This window comes from Bradyrhizobium septentrionale, assembly GCF_011516645.4.
GTDB lineage: Bacteria > Pseudomonadota > Alphaproteobacteria > Rhizobiales > Xanthobacteraceae > Bradyrhizobium > Bradyrhizobium septentrionale.
In genome coordinates, this window is record NZ_CP088285.1 from 6,866,280 (window position 1) to 6,887,464 (window position 21,185).

The 21,185-nt window shown below is 64.3% G+C and carries 20 protein-coding genes; 8 read left to right on the forward strand and 12 right to left on the reverse strand.

Translation table 11 applies throughout. The features are described 5' to 3' along the window. Positions 1-662: 662 nt before the first annotated feature. Both HAP48_RS34240 and HAP48_RS34245 read right to left on the reverse strand, forming a co-directional pair. The gene (locus HAP48_RS34240; RefSeq protein WP_166202813.1) at positions 663-851 is read right to left on the reverse strand and encodes a hypothetical protein; all 189 of its coding nucleotides are present in this window, start codon (positions 849-851) and stop codon (positions 663-665) included. An 823-nt stretch (positions 852-1,674) separates the two neighbouring features. Then, a complete protein-coding gene (locus HAP48_RS34245) occupies positions 1,675-2,652 on the reverse strand; it encodes an NADPH:quinone oxidoreductase family protein (protein WP_166204229.1) in 978 nt (325 codons plus the stop codon). Positions 2,653-2,925: 273 nt separating this feature from the next. Between HAP48_RS34245 and HAP48_RS34250 the strand changes: the two genes are divergently transcribed. From HAP48_RS34250 to HAP48_RS34280, 7 genes are all read left to right on the forward strand, one after another. Beyond that, a complete protein-coding gene (locus HAP48_RS34250; RefSeq protein ID WP_029078588.1) occupies positions 2,926-3,699 on the forward strand; it encodes a motility protein A in 774 nt (257 codons plus the stop codon). A gap of 28 nt (positions 3,700-3,727) precedes the next feature. After that, complete coding sequence (locus HAP48_RS34255) at positions 3,728-4,558, forward strand: OmpA/MotB family protein (protein ID WP_166204230.1); 831 nt, start codon at positions 3,728-3,730, stop codon at positions 4,556-4,558. Between the two features lie 113 nt (positions 4,559-4,671). Then, positions 4,672-6,594, forward strand: a complete 1,923-nt coding sequence (locus HAP48_RS34260) for a potassium transporter Kup (RefSeq protein WP_166204231.1) — start codon at positions 4,672-4,674, stop codon at positions 6,592-6,594. A gap of 154 nt (positions 6,595-6,748) precedes the next feature. Further along, a complete protein-coding gene (locus HAP48_RS34265) occupies positions 6,749-8,674 on the forward strand; it encodes a potassium transporter Kup (RefSeq protein ID WP_166204232.1) in 1,926 nt (641 codons plus the stop codon). 136 nt (positions 8,675-8,810) lie between these two features. After that, positions 8,811-9,140: a rhodanese-like domain-containing protein gene (locus tag HAP48_RS34270; RefSeq protein WP_166204233.1), complete on the forward strand. Its 330-nt coding sequence runs from the start codon at positions 8,811-8,813 to the stop codon at positions 9,138-9,140. An 8-nt stretch (positions 9,141-9,148) separates the two neighbouring features. Further along, on the forward strand, positions 9,149-10,318 hold the full coding sequence (locus tag HAP48_RS34275) for an aminotransferase (protein WP_166204234.1): 1,170 nt from the start codon (positions 9,149-9,151) through the stop codon (positions 10,316-10,318). 6 nt (positions 10,319-10,324) lie between these two features. After that, on the forward strand, positions 10,325-11,434 hold the full coding sequence (locus tag HAP48_RS34280; protein ID WP_166204235.1) for a polyamine ABC transporter substrate-binding protein: 1,110 nt from the start codon (positions 10,325-10,327) through the stop codon (positions 11,432-11,434). 33 nt (positions 11,435-11,467) lie between these two features. Here HAP48_RS34280 and HAP48_RS34285 read toward each other — a convergent pair whose 3' ends face one another. The 7 genes from HAP48_RS34285 to HAP48_RS34315 all read right to left on the reverse strand — a co-directional run bounded on the left by HAP48_RS34285 (position 11,468) and on the right by HAP48_RS34315 (position 17,151). Beyond that, positions 11,468-12,403, reverse strand: coding sequence for a lipid A biosynthesis lauroyl acyltransferase (locus HAP48_RS34285; protein ID WP_166204236.1), 936 nt, complete (start codon positions 12,401-12,403; stop codon positions 11,468-11,470). 22 nt (positions 12,404-12,425) lie between these two features. Beyond that, the gene (locus HAP48_RS34290) at positions 12,426-13,703 is read right to left on the reverse strand and encodes a beta-ketoacyl-ACP synthase (protein WP_166204237.1); all 1,278 of its coding nucleotides are present in this window, start codon (positions 13,701-13,703) and stop codon (positions 12,426-12,428) included. A gap of 107 nt (positions 13,704-13,810) precedes the next feature. Next, the gene (locus HAP48_RS34295; RefSeq protein WP_166204238.1) at positions 13,811-14,995 is read right to left on the reverse strand and encodes a beta-ketoacyl-ACP synthase; all 1,185 of its coding nucleotides are present in this window, start codon (positions 14,993-14,995) and stop codon (positions 13,811-13,813) included. Continuing rightward, entirely contained in the window at positions 14,988-15,464 is a 477-nt protein-coding gene (locus tag HAP48_RS34300) for a 3-hydroxyacyl-ACP dehydratase FabZ family protein (protein ID WP_166204239.1), read from the reverse strand. The genes HAP48_RS34295 and HAP48_RS34300 overlap by 8 nt, the downstream gene beginning before the upstream one ends. Positions 15,465-15,473: 9 nt before the next feature. Then, positions 15,474-15,773 carry an acyl carrier protein gene (locus HAP48_RS34305; protein ID WP_024582229.1) on the reverse strand — a complete coding sequence of 100 codons (300 nt, stop codon included), beginning with the start codon at positions 15,771-15,773 and terminating at the stop codon, positions 15,474-15,476. 181 nt (positions 15,774-15,954) lie between these two features. Next, entirely contained in the window at positions 15,955-16,296 is a 342-nt protein-coding gene (locus HAP48_RS34310) for a hypothetical protein (RefSeq protein WP_166215434.1), read from the reverse strand. 87 nt (positions 16,297-16,383) lie between these two features. Then, the gene (locus HAP48_RS34315; RefSeq protein ID WP_224496731.1) at positions 16,384-17,151 is read right to left on the reverse strand and encodes an ion channel; all 768 of its coding nucleotides are present in this window, start codon (positions 17,149-17,151) and stop codon (positions 16,384-16,386) included. A 201-nt stretch (positions 17,152-17,352) separates the two neighbouring features. On the opposite strand from HAP48_RS34315, the gene HAP48_RS34320 reads away from it, so the two are divergent. Beyond that, positions 17,353-17,979 carry a ParB-like protein gene (locus tag HAP48_RS34320; protein ID WP_166204241.1) on the forward strand — a complete coding sequence of 209 codons (627 nt, stop codon included), beginning with the start codon at positions 17,353-17,355 and terminating at the stop codon, positions 17,977-17,979. Here the strand turns inward: HAP48_RS34320 and HAP48_RS34325 are convergent. From HAP48_RS34325 to HAP48_RS34335, 3 genes are all read right to left on the reverse strand, one after another. Continuing rightward, on the reverse strand, positions 17,940-18,452 hold the full coding sequence (locus tag HAP48_RS34325) for an MgtC/SapB family protein (RefSeq protein ID WP_166204242.1): 513 nt from the start codon (positions 18,450-18,452) through the stop codon (positions 17,940-17,942). The two genes, HAP48_RS34320 and HAP48_RS34325, sit on opposite strands and share 40 nt — an antisense overlap. Positions 18,453-18,460: 8 nt before the next feature. Further along, a complete protein-coding gene (locus HAP48_RS34330; RefSeq protein WP_166204243.1) occupies positions 18,461-19,039 on the reverse strand; it encodes a peroxidase-related enzyme in 579 nt (192 codons plus the stop codon). A gap of 97 nt (positions 19,040-19,136) precedes the next feature. Next, entirely contained in the window at positions 19,137-20,897 is a 1,761-nt protein-coding gene (locus HAP48_RS34335) for an ATP-binding protein (protein ID WP_166204244.1), read from the reverse strand. Positions 20,898-21,185 lie beyond the last annotated feature (288 nt).

The window sequence follows — 21,185 nt, forward strand, 5'->3', positions numbered from 1 at the left end:
TCAGAGTATTGCCGGGTTTTGACCCTCAACAGAGAGTCCGGTCGGTATTTGTTTGGTTCAGGAACATGCGCGTGGGCTACTGTCCGTATCGATCCGAGGCGGGCGACCTAAGTCCGAGCCGCCCGCCGTTTGGGTGAATTTCGTGCAGGAACCTTGCCCTACCTGAGATGTTGGAAAGCAATGCGATAACTCAGGAGGAACGGGTATGAGAACTCTGTTACTGGCTGGTGTGCTGGCGGTTGCTGGTTTCGCGGTCGCCACACCGATCTCCATTGCACCCGCGTCGGCTCAAGTTGCCGTTGAAACTCCGCTCGGCGGCGTAGTCGTGGGCCCCGAGCGGCGTTACTACCGAGACTACGATCGACCCGCTTATCGCGCCTACGGATATGATCGCGGATATCGCGGTGGATGCCGCACCGTCACGATCGAGCGCGACGACGGTTCGGTCCGCAGGATCCGCCGTTGCGACTAGCGGTAGCGGCTGGCGCTCATAAGAGCGCCGAGCCAAAGAAATTGGGAGCTATTCACTAAGGCCGCTTCAGTTGGCGGCCTCTTTCATTTCGCGAGTGTCGCCTGTTGGCCCTGCTCAGACCTCGTGCAATGTCGCTTCTGCATCGCTGTTGGCGGACAAGCGGACGTCCCGGATTGATGCGGATGCCCCGCTAGCCAGCCGCGCCCTCCTTGCGGGCCGCGGCTATGGTCTTCTCGACTTCCGCCGCGAGCGCCGCAAGATGCTCGGCAAGCTTGGTGAACAACTCGCGCTTCTGGATGTCCGTGGTCAGGTCGCGGATCAGGGCGCACTCCGCAGCGTCGGTGCGAAGTTTCTCGAGATGCGTCAGCATGTCCTGCATTTTTTCCCGCCCGCTGCCGTTTTCGGCAGACCGTAGGCGGCACGGAACCCGGCGACAATAACGTGTGATAATGCCGGACATGCCGGCCTGCTGGTACGTTCGCAGCGGCCTCGACAGCGGGCAACCCGGCATAACCCGCCAGTCTCCGGCGACAGAGGGATTTCGTTTTTTCGGAAATTTCTCTTGACGCGGCCCCCAACTCAGCAGTCTAATGCCGCCGTCTCACCCGATCGAGGGGCGCTTCGCGATCGTCACGAACGCGGTGTGGGATGCGGTGGACGCCGAGCGCGCAGTCGACGAGTGCGCGTAAGGCGGACGGCGAAGTCGTGTGGTCCTGACGCCCTAGCGGCAGGTGTCTCGTCGCAACACGCGATGGCGTGTTGCGAAGGCGGTGACAAGCAAGCCCAGTCTCGCCGGGGAGAGCACGAAGTAAGCCGTAACCCATCGCGCAGGGAAAGCCGGATTGCTCCGGTTACACCTGTGGTCCTACCCCCGAGCTTTCTACCTTTTGCTCGGGCCCATGGGTGCGATCGGCACCCGGCTTTCCCTGCGCCCTCTGTTCAAGGAGAGGGCAAACGAGAGGCAAGACTCGGACGATTCATGTCGCGAGAATGCCGATGCATGGGTCATGTCACAAACGCTGCGACAATTTCAGTGTCGTCCCGGGCAAGCGAAGCGCGACCCGGGACCCATAACCACGAATGGCAATTATGCGAGCGACGCTGGGGCCACAGCGTGTTCAACAACAGAACCCTGTGGTTATGGGTCCCGGCTTTCGCCGGGACGACACAGCTACGATGACATGACTGCGGTGCCTCTTCCGCTACCCGATCCGCACCACCATCTTGCCCAGCGCCGCGCGGGTCTGCATCGTGGTGAATGCGTCGCGAAAATCCTCAAACGCGAACACCTTGCCGACCACCGGCGTCAGTCGGCCGTCGTTCAGCCATGCCGACAATTGCGTCATCACGCGCGTCTGCGCCTCGGGCTCGCGGCGCGCGATCTGGGCGGCGTCGACGCCGATCAGAAGCCCACCTTTCAACAGCGGCAGATTGAACGGCAGCGCGGGGATGCTGCCGGCCGCAAAGCCGACCACGACATGGCGGCCGTTCCAGGCGATCGAGCGGAACGCCTGCAGCGAGACCTCGCCGCCGACTGGATCGAAGATCACGTCGGGGCCATCGCCGCCCGTCGCGTCCTTCAGCGCGTCGCGCCAATCGGGCCGCGTGTAGTCGACGACAGCATCGGCGCCGAAGCTTGCGGCGAAGCTGCGCTTCTCCTCGGTCGAGGCCGCGGCGATGACCCGCGCGCCGAGCAGCTTGCCGATTTGGATCGCGGCAACGCCGGTGCCGCCGGCGGCGCCGAGCACCAGCAACTGTTCGCCGGATCGCAGCCGGCCGCGCTCGCCGAGCGCATAGAGCGCGGTGAGGTAGTTGGTGCGGAAGGCGGCGGCGGCCTCCATCGTCAGGCCGTCGGGCATGATCTCGACGGCGGCAGGCGGCACCACGATCTGCTCGGCCAGCGCCCCCGAGCGCGCCGCGCCCATCATCCGCATGCCCGGCGCGATGCCGGTGACGTCGCTCGCGACCGCATCGACCACGCCGGCGAATTCCGCGCCGGGCGTAAAGGGCAGGGGATCCTTGGTCTGGTAGCGGCCCTCGACCTTCAGCCCGTCGACGAAGCCGATGCTCGCGGCGTGAACCCGGACGCGGATCTCACCGGGACCGGGTTCGGGGCTGGCGATCTCCTTCAACCCGATCTGATCGATGGGCGCATATTGCTCGACGACGACCGCCTTCATCCTGTCCTGCTCATTGGTTGGCTTCCTCTGAGCCAACCTATCTCATGTCCGTTGTTCTACGGGGAGGGCTTTTCCGCATGCAGCGACGGCGTCGCATGCGGAAAGCCAGCATCTTCAACGACATCACGAAAAGACCGGCGTTTACCCGTTGTTATCCCTACCAAATTCGGTAACGCGTCCTTAATGGCATTAACGTTAGGGTTTTTCCACGCGGCCCGCCTTGGGCTGCGCGCCGTCCAGGACAGGCGGGTTGCGTTCGCGTTGGAGTTTTTCATGGATATCATGACAGGCGCCGGGCTGTTGGCCGGCATCATCGTCATCGCGGTGATGATGTTCATGGGCGGCGACCTGCACATGTTCATCTCCGAACACGCCATGATCATCATCTTCGGTGGTTCGATCGCGGCGACGATGATCCGCTTTCCGCTCGGCGTGATGCTGCACGGCCTGCCGCTCGGCGCCAAATTTGCCTTCACCATGAGCCGGCTGTCGGCCCGCGACCTCGTCGACGAGCTCGCCCGCATCGCCGAGATCGCCCGCAAGCAGGGCCCGGTCGGCCTCGAGAAGGTCGAGACCGACGAGCCGTTCCTTGCCAAGGGCATCCGCTACGTCGCCGACGGCTACGACCTCGAATTTATCCGCGACAACATGGAACGCGACCGCGACAATTTCCTGATGCACCTCGACGAGGGCAGCAAGATCTATCGCGCGATCGGCGACTGCGCACCGGCGTTCGGCATGATCGGCACGCTGATCGGCATGGTGCAGATGTTCGCCAACATGACCGACCCCTCCAAGCTCGGCCCGTTCATGGCGACCGCGTTGCTCGCGACGCTGTACGGCGCGCTGGTCGCCAATCTGTTCTGCCTACCGATCGCCGACAAGCTGCACGGCAAGCTGCTCGACGAGGAGACAAACCGCACGCTGATCATCGACGGCATCCTGATGATCCGCGACTCCAAGAGCCCGGCGCTGGTGCGCGAGATGCTGCTCGCCTATTTGCCGGAGAAGCATCGCAACGAGGAAGGCGAGCCGGTCCCGGCCTGACCGGCCGGCGCTTTCGGGAAACGCAGCGATGGCCAAGAAAAAGCGCGGCGACGCTCACGGTGGAGGTCACGGCTGGTTCGTGACCTTCGCCGACCTGATGGGCCTGATGATGAGCTTCTTCGTGATGCTCGTCGCGTTCTCCACCATGGACAACAACAAGCTGAAGATCGTCGCAGGCTCGATGCGCGACGCCTTCGGCGTGCAGACCGATGTGCGCTATTCCGGCGTCGTCGAATCCGACGGCCTGCCGACCCGGCCGAAGCTGAAGAATGTCGAGCACATCTCGCCGGAGGAGTCCTCGGCCAATCCGACGCCGGACGAGAAGGAGCGCAGCCAGATCAACGGCGCGCGGCTGAAGATCGACCGCGAATTCGCGCTGGCCTCCGCCTCGCTCCGGCAGGCGCTGCAGGACATGCCGGAACTGACCGAGATCTCCAAGAACATCATGTTCGAGGAGACCAAGGAGGGGTTGAACCTCGAGATCGTCGACCAGGACGGCCGCTCGATGTTCGCCGATGGTTCCAGGGAGCCCTATGAACGCACCCGCCGGCTGATCCAGAGGCTTGCAGCTCCCTTGAAGGCGACGCCGCTGCGGGTCGCGATCGTGGGGCATACAGCCGCAGGCTTCGTGCCGGCGCGCAGCGACTACGACGCCTTCGACCTGTCCGCGGACCGCGCCAATGCGGTGCGGCAGATCCTGGAGCGGGAAGGGCTGCCGCCGTCCCATATCTTCGCGGTTTCCGGCAAAGCTGACGGCCAGCCGCTGTTTCCCGACGATCCGACCTTGCCGGCCAACCGTCGCGTGACCATCACGTTGATGCGGGAAAATCCGCCGCTGCCGCCGGATCTGAAGCCGTAGCTCCGGGTTACATGCTACCGTCAAGCTCGTAATGTTGCGCGGTTGACACGCGGAGCGGAAGCGTCGATAGCCGCGCGGATCAAAATCAACCGATCGGGCGTTCTAATCTCGCCATGGCTGCCAGCGTCTCATCCACCGAAGCCCAGGAGGGTCAAGGCTCGGGCCAAGGAACGGGCCAAGGCACCTCCGGCTTCTGGGCCCTGACACTGGGCAGCATCGGGGTTGTGTTCGGCGATATCGGGACGTCGCCGCTCTACGCATTCCGGGAGGCGGTCGGCGGCGCCGCGCATGGCCAGCCGGTCACCCGCATCATGGTGCTCGGCGTGCTCAGCCTGATCCTGTGGGCGCTGTTCACCGTCGTCACCGCGAAATACGTGCTGCTGCTGCTGCGCGCCGACAACAATGGCGAGGGCGGCACGCTGTCGCTGATGGCGCTCGGCCAGCGCGCGATCGGACGGCGCAGCTGGCCGCTGCTCGCGCTCGGCGTGGTTGGCGCCTCGATGTTCATCGGCGATTCCATGATCACGCCGGCGATCTCGGTGCTGTCGGCGGTCGAAGGTCTCAAGCTCGCCACGCCGCATCTCGAGCACTATGTGGTGCCGCTGACGATCCTGATCCTCGTCCTGCTGTTCTCGGTGCAGAGCTCCGGCACCGCCCGCGTCGCCTCCGCCTTCGGGCCGGTGATGGTGCTGTGGTTCGCCGGGCTTGCGGTGATGGGGCTGGTCCACATCACGGACGATCCGTCGGTGCTGGCGGCGATCAATCCGTATTACGCGCTCCAGTTCATGCTGACCCACGGCACCATCGGCCTCGTGACCTTGGGCGCGGTGTTCCTCGCGGTGACCGGCGGCGAGGCGCTGTATGCCGATCTCGGGCATTTCGGCCGCAAGCCGATCCAGTCCGGCTGGCTGTTCTTCGTGCTGCCCGCGCTGCTCCTGAACTATTTCGGGCAGGGCGCGCTGGTGCTGTCCGATCCCTCGGCGATCGAGAACTCGTTCTACCGCATGGTGCCGGACGTGCTGCTGCTGCCGCTGGTCGGGCTTGCCACCGCCGCGACTGTGATCGCAAGCCAGGCCGTCATCACCGGCGCCTATTCGCTGATCAGCCAGGCGGTGCAGCTCGGGCTGTTGCCGCGCTTCGAGGTCCGCTACACCTCGGAGACCCATGCCGGCCAGATCTATTTGCCGCGCGTCAACCGGCTGCTGTTGATCGGCGTGCTGCTGCTGGTGCTGCTGTTCCGCACCTCGAGCGGGCTCGCCTCGGCCTACGGCATCGCGGTCTCCACCACCATGGTCGCCGACGGTATCATGGGCTTCATCGTGATCTGGAAGCTGTGGAACTGGCGCGCGGCGTCGGCGGCGGCGTTGATCCTGCCGTTCGTGATCGTCGACATGACCTTCTTCAGCGCCAATCTGCTGAAGCTGTTCGAGGGCGCCTGGGTGCCGCTGTTGTTCGGCGCCGTGATGGCGACGATGATCTGGACCTGGCGCCGCGGCGCCGCGATTCTGATCGCCAAGACCCGCCGCATCGAGGTGCCGCTGCGCGATCTGATTCACAGTCTGGAGAAGCGGCCGCCGCACATCGTCAAGGGCACCGCGGTGTTCCTGACCAGCGATCCCAGTTTCGTGCCGACCGCCCTGTTGCACAATCTGAAGCACAACAAGGTGCTGCACGAGCACAATGTGATCCTGACCATCGAGACCGCACCGACGCCACGCGTCGATCTGTCGGAGCGCGTCAACATGGAGAAGGTCAGCGACAAGTTCACCGCGGTGCGGCTGCGTTTCGGCTACATGGAATCGCCGAACGTGCCGAAGGCGCTGGCGGTCGCACGCAAGCTCGGCTGGCAGTTCGACATCATGGCGACCTCGTTCTTCGTGTCGCGCCGCTCGCTCAAGCCCTCGGCCCAGTCCGGCATGCCGCAATGGCAGGACCATCTGTTCATCGCGATGAGCCGCTCCGCCAACGATGCCACCGACTATTTCCAGATCCCGACCGGCCGGGTGGTTGAAGTGGGTACCCAGGTAACTATTTGATGCGGCAACGAATTCTACAGTTGAAAAGCTGTGATCTATGCGTGATATGCATGGCGGAGGCCTGAATCCGGGCTAACCTATGCATTCCTGCCGGGAGTATAGCCCTGCGACCCGGCATTGTGCGGTGCGGCAGAAGACAGAGGCGCAGCTTCCCATGTCATCCGAGAGTGCGATCACCGCGGCGGAAGCGCCGGCGGCAAATGGCCATGGCGAGGCGCATTCCACCGCCACCTTCAAGGCGCTGATGCTCGGCAGCATCGGTGTCGTCTATGGCGACATCGGCACCAGCCCGCTCTACGCGCTGCGCGAAGCCATTGTCGCGGCCAGCGGCGGCGAGGGCGGCGTGACGGCTCATGCGGTGCTCGGCGTGCTCTCGCTGATCCTGTGGGCGCTGATCGTCGTCGTCACGCTGAAATACGTCGTGATCCTGCTCCGCGCCGACAACAACGGCGAAGGCGGTACGCTGGCGCTGATGGCGCTGGCGCAGCGCGCGGTCACCAAGGGCGGCGCCGCAATCGTGCTGCTCGGCATCATCAGCGGCGCGCTGTTCTATGGCGACGCCGTCATCACGCCGGCGCTCTCGGTGTTGTCGGCGATCGAAGGCATCAAGCTCGTCACCTCCACCTTCGATCCCTATGTCGTCCCGCTCACAGTGGTGATCCTGGTCGTGCTGTTCGCGGTGCAGTCGCGCGGCACCGCGCGCGTGGCGGCGTTCTTCGGCCCGGTGATGTGCGTGTGGTTCGCCGTGATTGCGATCGCGGCGCTGCCGCAGATCGCGCGGCATCCGGAGGTGCTGTACGCGCTCAACCCGATCCTTGCGGTGTCGTTCATGCTGCATCACGGCGTGATCGGCTTCATCACGCTCGGTGCGGTCTTCCTCGCCGTGACCGGCGCGGAAGCGCTCTATGCCGATCTCGGCCACTTCGGCAAACGCCCGATCCAGACCGCGTGGCTGTTCATCGTGCTGCCATCGCTAGCGCTGAACTATCTGGGGCAGGGCGCGCTCCTGATCGGCGATCCCAAGGGGATCGAGAACCCGTTCTTCCTGATGTTCCCGGACTGGGCGCTGATCCCGATGGTCGCGCTTGCGACCATGGCGACCGTGATTGCGAGCCAGGCCGTTATCACCGGCGCCTATTCGCTGACCCGGCAGGCGATCCAGCTCGGCCTTATGCCGCGGTTCGAGATCCGCCACACCTCGGAGGCGCATTCCGGGCAGATCTACATGCCGCGCATCAACCGCTTCCTGTTCATCGCGGTGATCGTGCTGGTGCTGATGTTCCGCTCATCGAGCGCGCTGGCGTCGGCCTACGGCATCTCGGTGACCGGCACCATGGTGGTGACGGCGATGATGGGCTTTGTGGTGATCTGGCGGGTCTGGAAATGGTCGCCGATCGCCGCCGCCGCGCTGGTTGCGCCGTTCCTGTTCCTCGACATCACCTTCCTTGCCGCCAACCTGCTCAAGGTGTTCGAGGGCGGCTGGGTGCCGCTCGCGCTTGGCGGGGCCATGATCCTGGTGATGTACACTTGGCGGCGCGGCAGCCGGCTGCTGTTCGAGAAATCGCGCAAGCTGGAATTCCCGCTCGACGATCTCGTCAAGATGCTGGAGAAGCGGCCGCCGCAGCGGGTCTCCGGCACCGCGGTGTTCCTGACCAGCGACCCCGTCAGCGCGCCGACCGCGCTGATGCACAGCCTCAAGCACTACAAGGTGCTGCACGAGAAGAACGTGATCCTCACCATCGAGACCGCGCCGACGCCGCGGATCGATCCGTCCGAGCGGGTGCGGATGGAGCAGCTGAGCGAGACCTTCTCCAAAGTGACGCTGAAGTTCGGCTTCATGGAACAGCCGAACGTGCCGAAGACGCTGGCGATCGCCCGCAAGCTCGGCTGGCAGTTCGACATCATGTCGACCTCGTTCTTCCTGTCCCGCCGTGCGCTGAAGCCCGCGGCGCATTCGGGCATGCCGAGCTGGCAGGACCATCTGTTCATCGCGCTGAGCCGCTCGTCGAACGACGCCACCGACTATTTCCAGATCCCGACCGGGCGGGTGGTCGAGGTCGGCACGCAAGTCACGATCTAGGGTCTACGATCCAGCGTTTCTGCGCAGCATCTAACCCGTTTCGGACGCTTGATTTTCTCCGCGCAAGAGGCGACTTTGCGGCCCGGAACGGCGAGCCGTGCGACGCTCGCCAACTGATTGTCGGGAGGATATTTCCGTGGCGGACCACAAAGTGGAAGATTTGTTTCCGGACGAGGTGTCGAAGGGCATAGCGGAAGGCCGCTATCTCCTGGTCGACGTCCGCGAGCCCAATGAGGTTGCCGTCGAGGCCTATCCCGATGGCGTCGTGGTGGCGCTGTCGACGTTCGATCCGGCCGCGATTCCCGATCCGCAGGGCAAGCAGGTGGTGTTCGCCTGCCGCTCGGGCAAGCGCTCGGTGACGGCCTCGCTGGCCGCCCAGGCCGCGGGCCTGCCTTACGACAAGCATCTGGCTGGCGGCATCATCGGCTGGAAGGCGGCGGGACTGCCGACCAAGACGGGCGGCTGATTGCTGACATGACCTCCATGAACAAGGTCTTCGCGGACCTTCCCGTCACGATCTTCGAGGCGATGTCGCAGGCTGCGCGCGACAACAACGCCATCAATCTCGGCCAGGGCTTTCCCGACGATCCCGGACCGGAGGACATCCGCCGCGCCGCCGCGGATGCTTCCGTCAACGGCTACAACCAGTATCCGTCGATGATGGGCATCCCGGAGCTTCGTCAGGCGATCGCATCGCATTACGGTCATTGGCACGGGCTCAAGCTCGACCCGATGACCGAGGTGATGGTCACCTCCGGTGGCACCGAGGCGCTGACGTCCTCGATCCTGGCGATGATCGAGCCGGGCGACGAAGTGGTGTGCTTCCAGCCGGTCTATGATTCCTACCTGCCGATCATCCGCCAGGCCGGCGGCATTCCCCGCCTGTTGCGGCTCGAGCCGCCGGAATGGCGGCTCAACGAGGAGATGCTGCGCAGCGTCTTCAACCACAAGACCAAGGCGGTGCTGTTCAACAATCCGCTCAACCCGGCCGCCGTGGTCTATCCGCGCGAGGACCTCGAACTGCTGGCGCGATTCTGCCAGGAGTTCGACGTGGTCGCGATCTGCGACGAGGTCTGGGAGCATGTGGTGTTCGACGGCCGCGAGCACATCCCGCTGATCACGATCCCGGGCATGCGCGACCGCACCATCAAGGTCGGCAGCGCCGGCAAGATCTTCTCGCTGACGGGATGGAAGATCGGCTTCGTCTGCGCCGCACCGCCGCTGCTGCGGGTCGCCGCCAAGGTGCACCAGTTCCTCACCTTCACGACGGCGCCCAACCTGCAGGCGGCCGTTGCGTATGGCCTTGGCAAGTCGGACGATTATTTCCTCGACATGCGCAAGGACATGGCGCGCAGCCGCGACCGCCTCACCAAGGGGTTGGAGAGCATCGGCTTTCCGGTGCTGAAGTCGCAGGGGACCTACTTCCTCACCGTCGATCTGTCGCCACTTGGGCTCAACGAGACCGACGCCGAGTTCTGCTGGCGAATTGTGCAGGATTACAAGGTTGCGGCTATTCCGGTGTCGGCGTTCTACGAGCAGGATGCTGTGACGTCTGTCGTGCGTTTTTGTTTCGCCAAGAAGGACTCGACGCTCGACACTGCGCTGGAGCGGCTGTCCGACGCCGTGCACCGCCGCAAGAGGTAGACCAGAATGCAGAAGCAGAACCGTCGTCTCGTCAGCTTCGTCGGCGCGATCGCCACGGTTCTGCTACTCGGCGCCTCTGCGGGTGCGGAGGAGCGTACGGTCAACTTCTACAACTGGTCGAACTACATGGCGCCGGGAGTCCTCGAGGACTTCACCAAGGAAACCGGCATCAAGGTCGTCTACGATACGTTCGACGCCAATGAGACGCTGGAGACGCGGCTGCTCGCCGGCAAGTCGGGCTACGACGTCGTGGTGCCGACCGGCTACTTCCTGCAGCGCCAGATCACCGCGAAGGTGTTCCTGAAGCTCGATAAGTCGAAGCTGCCGAACCTCGCCAATGCATGGCCCGTGGTGACCGGTCAGCTCGCCACCTACGATCCCGGCAACAATTACGGCGCCAACTACATGTGGGGCACCACCGGCATCGGCTACAACGTCAAGATGGCGGAGAAGATTCTCGGGCCGGATGCGAAGATCGACAGCTGGGACATCGTGTTCAAGCCGGAGAACCTCGCCAAGTTCAAGGATTGCGGCATCCACATGCTGGATTCCGCCGACGACATCCTGCCGGCGGCGCTGAGCTATCTTGGCCTCGATCCGAACTCGACCAAGCAGGCCGACCTCGAGAAGGCCGCCGATCTCGTCATCAAAATCCGGCCCTATGTGCGCAAGTTCCATTCGTCCGAATATCTCGGCGCGCTGGCCTCGGGCGAGATCTGCTTCGTGGTCGGATGGTCGGGCGACATCATGCAGGCACGCAGCCGTGCAGCCGAAGCCAACACCGGCGTCGAGATCGGCTACACGATCCCGAAGGAGGGGGCGCAGATGTTCTTCGACAATCTCGCGATCCCCGCCGATGCCAAGAATGTCACTGAGGCCTATGAGCTGATCAACTATCTCTACCGGCCCGAGGTCGCGGCGAAGAACTCGAACTTCCTGTCCTACGCCAACGGCAATCTGGCGAGCCAGAAGCTGATCGATCCGAAGATTTTCAACGACATGAACATCTATCCCGACGAGGCGATGCAGAAGAAGCTGTTCGTGATCACGGCGCACGATCCGGCGACGCAGCGGATCATCAACCGGCTGTGGACGCGGGTGAAGACGGGGAAGTGACGGGCGTTCGCGCGGGCAATGGCGAAGTCCGGCCTACCGCCAGCGCCGGTGCAACCAGAGCCATTGATCCGGATACTCGCGGACCCAGCCTTCGACCACGTCGGTGATCGCCTGCATCGTGCCCTGGATATCGATCTCGCCGGATGCGTCGAACACCGGCTTCACTTCCTCGGAGACTTCGCCGCGGAAACGGCCGTCGGGCAGGCGGATGATCCGCGTGCCGTGGATCGGGCAGTCGATCTGCCGGCGCAGGCGCGCCAGCAGCGGGTTCGCCGTGGTCTTGCGGCCGAAGAAGGTGACGGGAACGCCGTTGGTCAGATACTGATCGACCAGCATCGCAACGTGCTGGCCGTCTTGCAGGGCCTTTGCCAGCTTGAGCGGCGCGTCCCGGCCGGCCGGGACCAGCGTGCCCAAATTGACGGCCCGGATCCGTTCGATGGCGCGGTCGGCGGCCTCGATGTTCGGTCGCCGGAACAAAACGACGGCTTCGAGCCCATGCGCGGCGGCGGCGAGCGGAGAAAGCTCCCAGTTGCCGAGATGCGCGGCAAAGAACAGCGCCGGTTTGCCGTCGTCGCGGAGCTGATCGAACAATTGCTTGCTGCGTCCGGAGAATTCGACCCGGCCGGGCTTGTCGGGATGCGCGGGGTCGTGGTCCCAGATGCGATCGAGATGCGCAAATTCGGCACCGATGCGGCCGAGATTGTGCCAGACCCCGGTCAGGATCGTCTCGATCTCTTCCGGTGACTTTTCCGGGAAGGCCGCCGTGAGATTCTCGCGGCCAATGCGATCCTCGCGCAACCTGCGGCCGATGAAATGCGCGGCGTGACCGAAGAAATTTGCAGTCTTGTCCGGATCGAAGTAGCGCGTGGTTCGCAGCAGGCCGGTCGTCAGCGCGCCGATCGCAGCGCCCGTCACAGGCTTGGCGGCGTCACGCAGGCGCGCCCGGGCGCGAAGGAGCAGGCGTTTCATCTGATGAGGCGATGGAGCCGGCCTAAGCCGGCTCGCGCGTCAGGATCAGCGAGGCGTTCTGCCCGCCGAACCCGAACGAGTTCGACATCACAGCGGTCACCTTGGCGTCGCGCGCCTTGTTGCCGACCACGTCGAACGGGATCGCGGGGTCGGGCACCTCGTAATTGATCGTCGGCGGAATGCGTTGATGCTCGAGCGTCAGCAGCGAGAAGATCGCCTCGACCGCACCGGCGGCCGAGATGGTGTGACCGACCGCCGATTTGTTCGACGACACGGGAATATTTGGCGTGTGCTCGCCGAACACGGCCGCGGTCGCCAGATATTCCATCTTGTCGTTTTCCGGCGTCGAGGTGCCGTGTGCGTTGATGTGGTCGATCTGGTGCGGCTCCATGCCGGCGTCCGCAAGCGTCTTGCGCACGCAGCCGATTGCCGGCTTGCCGTCGGGGGCGGAGCGGGTGCGGTGGAAGGAGTCGGTCAGCTCGCCGCAGCCGGCGACGACGCCCAGGATGTGCGCGCCGCGCGCCATCGCGGCCTCGTAGCTCTCCAGCACCAGCGCGCCGGCGCCTTCGGCCATCACGAAGCCGTCGCGGTTCTTCGAGAACGGTTTTGAGGCGCCCTGGGGCGGATCGTTCTGGGTGGAAAGGGCCGAGAGCAGCGAGAAACGCACCATGGCTTCCGGGTTCACCGAGCCGTCGGTCGCGATGCACAGCGTCGCATCGGTTTCGCCGCGGCGGATCGCCTCGACGCCGAGCTGGATCGCGGTCGCGCCGGACGCACAAGCCGTCGAGAGCGAAATCGGTGATCCCTTGGTGCCGAAGGTCTCGGCCAGGCTGAGCGCGACGGAGCCGAACGTAAAGCGCCGGTGGAAGTGCGCAAACTTGCCGCCGCTGCAGGTCGCCAGATAGTCGATGATGCCAAAGTCCTTTGTCGGAACCTCGCGCGCGATTTCGAGCCGCTGCGGCCACTCGGTCTCGATCGGTGCGACCGCCAGGAACATCGGGCCGGGAAAGTCGCCCTTGGTGCCGATGCCGGATTGCTCCAGCGCTTCCTCGGTCGCGATCTCGGCCAGACGCTGTGACAGGCTGGTCGAGGAGAACGGGTCGACGGTGACGAAATCGACGGCGCCGGCCATCGTCGTCTTCAGGCTGTCGAGCGGGAAACGGGTCACGGTCTTGATGCCGGACTCGCCCGCGGTCAGGCGCTTCCAATTGTCGGTCTTGCCGCCGCCGAGCGACGTCACGATTCCCATGCCGGTCACGACAACGATCGGTCGGCCGAATTTATCGCGTGGTGCTGTCATGGTTTCCCCGTCGGTACTTGCGCCGAACTTAAAGCGCGATGAGACTCATCGCGCTTTAGCTATTTGTTTGAGCATGATCTTTTCGGAAAGCTTTTCCGGATCATGCACTAACTGACGGCCTCGACCAGTGCCATGCCTTCGCCCTGCCAGTGGCCGACCCCCAACACGACAATCTGGGTTGGCGCTTCGGTCTTTTCAACCTCCAGCCCGGTCGGATCGTTGGCCGGATAAAGCGCGCCGCGCGAGATCGACAACGCTGCCAGCGCCAGCCCGAGCGGGAACTGCGCCTCCATGGTGTGCCCAAAGGTCGTTCCGGTGGCGCGCACGGCGAGGCCGGGGTGCTGGCCGAGGAATGCGCGCTCCTCAGTGGTCGCGGGCTCGGCGCCGGTCGCGCCCGTGATCAGCATGGCCTTGTCGTCGCTGACGCCGAGCTTCGGCCACATCGCCTGCAGCGATTTCGTCACGGCGCCGGGCTCCTTGCGCTTGGCCAGATCGGCGACCACCCTGGTCAGCCTGGCGTAGGGCTTGGCGCCACGGGCCTCGGCGTGCTCGCGCGACTCCATCACCAGGAAAGCGCCGGCCGAGCCGATCGCGAAGCCCGGGTTGTTCCTGCGGGCCCATACCGCGCTATGTTGATCCTTGAGGGCGAAGTCGCCGAACGTGTAGAGCATCAAGAGGTCGCCGCGATCGCCATTATGCGCCGCGCCGACCAGCGCGATGTCGCTCTGTCCGGCGCCGATGCGCGCGACTGCGATCCGCGCAGCGTCGATGCTCGAGGCTTCCTCGCCCATGAAGGTGCGCGACGTCCCGCACACGCCGTGAACGATTGCGATGTTGCCGGCGAGCAGGTTGGAAAGCTGCGCCAGGAACAGCGTCGGGCGCAGTTCGTTCATCAGCTTTTCGTTGAGCAGGGCGGGCGGCAAATTGCCCTGCGCGTCGGCGTTCATGATCGCCAGGTCGACATTGAGGTCACGCTCGCCGCCACCGGCTGCGATGATCATGTCCATCCGCGACAGGATTTCCTGATTGCCTTTGACGCCGGCGGAATCGAGCGCCAGCCCCGCGGCATAGGTGCCGATGCGCTGCCACAGCTCCATCTGGCGCTGGTCGCCCTTCTTCGGAATCTGGGCGTCGAAGCTGACCGGGGCGATCGGATGGATCACGTAGGGCGCGAGACGCTTCTCGTCGGCATTGACGCGCCGTTCGCCCAGCGCCTGCCAATGCGCGTCCAGCCCCTCGCCGAGCGACGAGAGCAGGCCGACGCCGGTGATCCAGACTTCCTTCTCAGCCATTGGTCATTGCCTGCATCGGAAAGCCGATCTTGTTGGCCATCGCATCCATGTGCACACGCAAGTCCGGGTGAGGGAAGGGGATATGACGGAAGGTCAGCTCGGCATTGCATTTGAGCTCTTTGCCGACGCGGACCTTCGCCGAGGTCACGGCGAAGCCTGAACCTTCGTGTTCGATCTTGGCTTCGATCCTCAGGACCGAGCCGGGGCTGACGAAGCCGCGCATCTTGGCTTCCTTGACCATGGCGAGGAAAGGCATGCGCTCGAACTTGGTCAGACCGAGGATCAGCCAGCCCGAGCTCTGGGCCATTGCTTCGGTCAGCAACACGCCGGGCATGATCGGGTAGCCCGGGAAGTGCCCCGCGAAAACGGAGTGGCTGTCGGGCGGGACATCCGCCTCGACGACAATGGTCCTTGCGTCGAGGTCGAGGTCGACGATCCGGTCGATCAGCTGAAAAATTTCGAGCTGCATGATGGGCGATTACGAGCCCGTGCCCGTGCCCGCGTTCTTGGCCGCAACCAACTCGTCGATGCGGTCGGCGAGATTCTTCAGCACGAAGTACTGCTCCGTCGTTGCCTTGCCGTCGTTGACCTCCTGGGTCCACTTCTCGAGCGGCATCTTGATGCCAAAGGCCTTGTCGATGGCAAAGGCGATGTCGAGGAAGTCGAGGCTGTCGATTCCCAGATCGTCGATCGCGTGGCTCTCCGGCTTGATCGTGTCGCGCGGGATGTCGCAGGTCTCCGCGATAATGTTGGCGATCTGCTCGAATGTGGAGGACATCATTAAGCCTTTGATATATTGAAGGTAATTCCGGGACTCTCGGAGAAGGCGGGCGCGTTGCCCCGGAATGCCCTTATTGCTGCTGCCGGAGTCGTGTGCCCGTATATCGGAGCAGGGCCGTTAGTTCAATGGAGCTTGGCCGGCCTGGCAAGGGCGGTTTTTGGGCAGGGTTCCGGCCAGCCTAGTTGCGCGGCATCACCGTAATCTTCGCGCAATCGCGGCGGCCCATCAGCACGCAGTCCTGGGTCTTGCGCAAATCGGCGATGCTCATGGCCAGCCAGATACCGATCGCGGTGAGCGCCACGGTGAAGGCGAAGGCGGCGATGTTGGCGAGCATGCGCTGGCGGAAATCGTCCGGCTCCTCGCGCGGCTTCTCATAGCGAGAGAGATCGTTGGCAACGGAAGCAGGACGGGGCGATCGGATCGGCTGCTCGCGCTTGCCGGGCGGCTGCGCCGAGGTGCGCGGCCGGAATTTGAGCACCACGTGCTCGTCCTCCGAGGAAATTGGCCGCTGCGTCTTCACTGTTGTCAGTCCGGTCGCGTCGCCGCTTATGTCTAGCATGTTCGATGCGCTTCACATCTAAAATCTTGGTGCGCGCAGAGGTGGTATTCATCCTTCGATCGTCTCGTGGAACCGACTGTAATCGATCCTGAGACGGCCGTCGTCGGTCGCGCGCAAAATTTCTGCATAGCGATGGCCGAAGCGGATGTCGGAATGTTCGTACGATTTTCGCGCGTGCACAGTTTGCGCTGCAACGTCGTCATAGCCGGATACGATGAGGCCGAGCCCGGCATTGACGGCTTCCAGGTCCGCGGCGGTGAGGCCGTTGAGCGGGCTGTCCTGGTCGATCACATGAAACACGGTCCAGCTCAGCACCAGCGCCGGGCTTTCGCTGCGCACCAATGGCAGCTCGTAGAACTGGCGATAGGCCATGCCTTCCTTGCTGACGCCGCTCTTGAACAGCCACAGCCGCGCGGTGGCATTGGCGATGATGTTGTGCCGCTCGTTGGCGAGACGGATCATCAGCGTCAGCTGTCCCTCATGGTTTGAGATCACGGGACTGTCGGCGAACAGCAGCCGCGCGCTCGGCCGCGAGAAGCGCGCGAAGATCAGCCCGGTCATCAGCGACATCGAGAAGATGCCGGTGAAGAGTTCGATGGTGGCGATGAAGTGCCCGTAATGCGTCTGCGGGTGCATGTCGCCGTAGCCGGCGGTCGAAAGCGTTTCGATACTGAAATAGAGGTAGTCGATGTATTGGCCGTTGGGCACGTTGGCGATCGGATGATCGCCGAGCCAATAGAACAAGGCGAACACGGCGTTGAAGACGACGAACACCAATGCTGCACCGCCGATAAAGGCGGGCCAGGATGCCGTCATGCAGCGATGGCTTATGTCTGCCCAGAAACTAAGCTCCAACCCCTCGGTCACGACCTCGCGGTTGCCGAGGCGGACCGTGCGGGCCTTCACGCGATCGTTTGCTCTCAAAGCCATTCCGCCGAACCGGCTCTTTCACCTGCCTGCGACACCATGACATAATGGAACCTATTCCGGAGTGCCGGTCAAACGGGAGCACACATCATGGCCCATACGCGCGAGCCCTACGTCAAACCGGTTCCGATCATGTCGCTGCGGCCGACCCAGATGACGGTCGGCATGCATGAGGTAAAGGAGAAACGGAAGCGCTGGCGCGAGCACAAGTCCGACAAGAAGCGTGCCGAGCTTCTGGGCAAGCACATGATCCCGGTCGTCCATGGTCCCGACGATCGCTATTACGTGGTCGATCATCATCACATGGCGCGGGCGCTGCACGAGGAGGGCGTCAAGGACATCCTGGTCACCGTGATCGGCGATCTCACGATGGTCGAGCGTGACGTGTTCTGGGGCGTGATGGACAACAAGCGCTGGGTCTATCCCTATGACTCCAAGGGCGAGCGCCGGCACTTCAGGGACATTCCGAAATCGATCAAGGATCTCAAGGACGATCCGTTCCGCAGCCTTGCCGGCGAGATGCGCCGGGCCGGCGGTTTCGCCAAGGATACGACGCCGTTCAGCGAATTCCTGTGGGCCGATTTCCTGCGCCGCCACATCCCGCGCAAGACGGTGGAGGACAATTTCGCCAAGGCGCTGGAGAAGGGGCTGGCGCTCGGTCGCAGCGGGGGAGCGGTCTATCTGCCCGGCTGGTGCGGCCCGGCATCCGACGACTGACCGGGCGCGACCTCCGGCCCGTGCTGATCCTCCCTGCCGCCGAGCGCGTGGTGCAGCCACCGCTCGGTCCGGTTGCCGAAAGTCAGCAGCAGGAATGCAAGTACGAGGGCCGTTGCGACGATCGGCCAATGTCCGGCGCCGCAGACGATCCCGACGCATGCGGCGAAAAAAGCGCATGCGGCGCTGGTCAGGCCGTGAACCCGAGCGCGATCGCCGCGCCGGACGATTACGCCGGCGCCGAGAAATCCGATCCCGGTCAGCACGCCCTGGATCACACGGCTGGCGGCATCGGTGAACTGGCCCGGCGCAGCCGCGTGCAAGGCCAGCAGCACGACCGTGGCGGTCGAGAGGCTGACGAGACCCAGCGTCTTCAGGCCGATCGGCTTGCCGCTCAGGTCGCGGTCGAGCCCGATCGCGCTGCCGGCAAGGGTCGCCACGCCGAGACGCAGGATGATCTCGCTCCAGTCCGTCACCGCGCCCTCTATTTCGGCTGCCGGCCGAGCATGTAGAACTCGGCGTTCGGCCGCATGCCGGTGACGTTCGCGAGCCGGTTCGACAGCGCGAAGAAGGCCGCAACCGCGGCGATGTCCCAGACGTCGTCGTCGCTGAAGCCGTGGTCGGCGAGCGCCGCGAAGTCGGTCTCGGCGACCTCCTCGGCGGCGCGGCTCACCTTCATGGCGAAGTCGAGCATCGCGCGTTGCCGCGGCGTGATGTCGGCCTTGCGGTAGTTGACCGCGATCTGGTCGGCGATCTCGGGATTCTTGGCGCGGATGCGCAGGATCGCGCCGTGGGCGATCACGCAATACTGGCACTGGTTGGCGGCGCTGGTCGCCACCACGATCATCTCGCGCTCGGCCTTGGAGAGGCCGGAGTCCTTCTCCATCAGCGCGTCGTGATAGGCAAAGAACGCGCGAAACTCGTCGGGGCGATAGGCCAAAGTGAGGAATACGTTCGGCACGAAGCCGGACTTCTCCTGCACCGCCAGGATGCGGGTGCGGATATCCTCGGGGAGCTTGTCGAGAGCGGGTGTCGGGAAGCGCTTTGCGGTCGGCGGCGTCATGAGATGGTTCCGGCATGCCGCGGGCTGCGGCGTCAGGCGAAACCATAGTGGATGACGGGTCCGGCGCAAGGCGCATCGGCGCCTTGCGGCAGTGATGCTAGCGCAGCGGCTTCTTCAGCAGCGAGAAGCGATCCGGATCGAGGCCCAGCGATGGCTGCAGCATCGGCGCCTCGGCCGGCGCCATGGTGCGCGGCGGCGCAGGCGAGGTGAGGCTGGAGTTGAGACCGGGGTCGTTCGGCGCGGTATCGCGATGCGAGGTGGCGCCGCGCCAGCGTTCCAGCACGGCGCTGACGAAATGCAAATCATGCCCGGCGGTGACCGACGGCACGGTTGCGATGGTGGCCTCGCCGCGCGGCAGCTGGTGCGGCGGCACCTCCTTGAAGCGCAGCCGGGTCGGCAACGCCACGCCCTCGCCGAACGCCAGCACTTCGCGGGTGCCGAGCGAGGGCACGAACGACAGCAAATTGGCGGCCGCGTCCGAGACGGCGGAGCGCAGCAGCGCCTGGTCGCGGTCGTTGGCAAGGCGCATCGTGAACAGCGTGTTGCACTGGGAGATGATGGTGGCGTCGAGCTCGGCCGGACGCTGGGTGATCAGGCCGAGATAGACACCATACTTGCGGCCTTCCTTGGCGATGCGCGACACCGCCTTGCGGGTCGGCCCGAACCCGATATTGCGGTCGGCGGAGGCGTAGCGGTGCGCTTCCTCGCAGACGAACAGCATCGGCGAGACGCCGTCGCTCCACAGCCCGAAATCGAACGCCATGCGGCACAACACCGACACCACGGAATCGACGACCTCGGCGGGGAAGCCCGCGAGCTGCATGATGGTCATCGGCTTGCCGTTGGCGGGCAGGCGGAACAGATGGCTGATCACCTCGGCCATGGTGTCGCCGCCGACATTGGCATTGTCGAACATGAAGGCGTAGCGCGGATCGTTGCGCACGGCGTCGATGCGCGAGATCAGCTTGTGATAGATGATGCGCGAGGAGCGGTTCTCCAGCTTACCCATGCGCTCGTCGATCAGCGAGATCAGGTCGACGAGGCGATAGGGCACCGGCGTATCGACGGTGTAGCCGACCTGCTTGGGGTCGATTCGCTTCAGCCCGAGACCGACCCGGTCGGAGTTCTGGTACTGGGTGTAGAGGCCCTTCGCCATCGGAATCACTTCGGCGAGGATGTCGAGCTCTTCGGGCACGCCGGGGCGGCCGCCGAACAGCACGTCGACGATCTCCTCGAAGTTGAACAGCCAGAACGGCAGCTTGAGGTTTCGCGGGTTCAGCACCTGGGCGCGCTCGCCGAAGCAGCGGCCGTATTCATTGTGCACGTCGAGCAGGAAGATGCGCAGGTTCGGCCGCGATTTCAGGATCTCGTTGAGCAGCAGCGAGACGCCGGTGGACTTGCCGACGCCGGTCGAGCCGAGCACCGCGAAGTGCTTGGAGAGCATTTCCTCGACGTCGACATAGGCGATGACCGAACGATCCTGCTGCAGCGTGCCGACATTGATCTGGTCCGAGCCGCTCGGCGCGTAGACCGTGCGCAGCTCCTGGTTCGTGATCAGGTCGGTGCTGTCGCCGATGGTCGGATAGTGGGTGACGCCGCGCTGGAATTTCGGCCGGTCGCCGCCAAGGATTTCGCCGAGCAGGTCGACGGAAGCGGTCGCCATGTACTGGTCGGACGGCGGCAGGTGCTCGCACGACACTTCGGTGATCATGGCGACGATGATCGAGCTCGCGCAGCGGATGCTGACGAACCGGCCGACAGTTGCGCGCATTTCTGAAAGTTGCATCTGGCCGCCGGCCAGCAGCCCAACCCGGGCCTGCGAGCCGCGCACAGAGATCACACGTCCGAAGGATGTCACAGTTCTCGCCTGGCTCGTTCTCGAAATCTAAATGTCCGGACCAATATGCCGGCCCGGGGCTGGAAAAACCGTTAAGTCGCCGGGGTTCCGCATCGGCTAAATCTATACCTTCCCGGTGACGATTTGTTTCTGTCGTGTCGTGAGATCGCGCCCTGTCGCGCGCTCCGGCGGTGAAATCGTCGCTTTCCGGCACAGCCGCGATTGTTTCGCGGTTTTGCCGTTAACGCCGCATTCACCATCTCCGAGGAGTGAGCAGCGGCTCCTTAGGTTTACGGAGACTGCGGCGCG

What these genes read in the sequence shown, in the direction of transcription:
- HAP48_RS34265 (WP_166204232.1), top strand. Translation starts at nt 6,749, where the DNA reads ATGTCATCCGAGAGTGCGATCACCGCGGCGGAAGCGCCGGCGGCAAAT.
- HAP48_RS34280 (WP_166204235.1), top strand. Translation starts at nt 10,325, where the DNA reads ATGCAGAAGCAGAACCGTCGTCTCGTCAGCTTCGTCGGCGCGATCGCC.
- HAP48_RS34240 (WP_166202813.1), bottom strand. Translation starts at nt 851, where the DNA reads ATGCAGGACATGCTGACGCATCTCGAGAAACTTCGCACCGACGCTGCG.
- HAP48_RS34285 (WP_166204236.1), bottom strand. Translation starts at nt 12,403, where the DNA reads ATGAAACGCCTGCTCCTTCGCGCCCGGGCGCGCCTGCGTGACGCCGCC.
- HAP48_RS34320 (WP_166204241.1), top strand. Translation starts at nt 17,353, where the DNA reads ATGGCCCATACGCGCGAGCCCTACGTCAAACCGGTTCCGATCATGTCG.
- HAP48_RS34255 (WP_166204230.1), top strand. Translation starts at nt 3,728, where the DNA reads ATGGCCAAGAAAAAGCGCGGCGACGCTCACGGTGGAGGTCACGGCTGG.
- HAP48_RS34250 (WP_029078588.1), top strand. Translation starts at nt 2,926, where the DNA reads ATGGATATCATGACAGGCGCCGGGCTGTTGGCCGGCATCATCGTCATC.
- HAP48_RS34330 (WP_166204243.1), bottom strand. Translation starts at nt 19,039, where the DNA reads ATGACGCCGCCGACCGCAAAGCGCTTCCCGACACCCGCTCTCGACAAG.
- HAP48_RS34300 (WP_166204239.1), bottom strand. Translation starts at nt 15,464, where the DNA reads ATGCAGCTCGAAATTTTTCAGCTGATCGACCGGATCGTCGACCTCGAC.
- HAP48_RS34260 (WP_166204231.1), top strand. Translation starts at nt 4,672, where the DNA reads ATGGCTGCCAGCGTCTCATCCACCGAAGCCCAGGAGGGTCAAGGCTCG.
- HAP48_RS34295 (WP_166204238.1), bottom strand. Translation starts at nt 14,995, where the DNA reads ATGGCTGAGAAGGAAGTCTGGATCACCGGCGTCGGCCTGCTCTCGTCG.
- HAP48_RS34315 (WP_224496731.1), bottom strand. Translation starts at nt 17,151, where the DNA reads ATGACGGCATCCTGGCCCGCCTTTATCGGCGGTGCAGCATTGGTGTTC.
- HAP48_RS34275 (WP_166204234.1), top strand. Translation starts at nt 9,149, where the DNA reads ATGACCTCCATGAACAAGGTCTTCGCGGACCTTCCCGTCACGATCTTC.
- HAP48_RS34245 (WP_166204229.1), bottom strand. Translation starts at nt 2,652, where the DNA reads ATGAAGGCGGTCGTCGTCGAGCAATATGCGCCCATCGATCAGATCGGG.
- HAP48_RS34305 (WP_024582229.1), bottom strand. Translation starts at nt 15,773, where the DNA reads ATGTCCTCCACATTCGAGCAGATCGCCAACATTATCGCGGAGACCTGC.
- HAP48_RS34290 (WP_166204237.1), bottom strand. Translation starts at nt 13,703, where the DNA reads ATGACAGCACCACGCGATAAATTCGGCCGACCGATCGTTGTCGTGACC.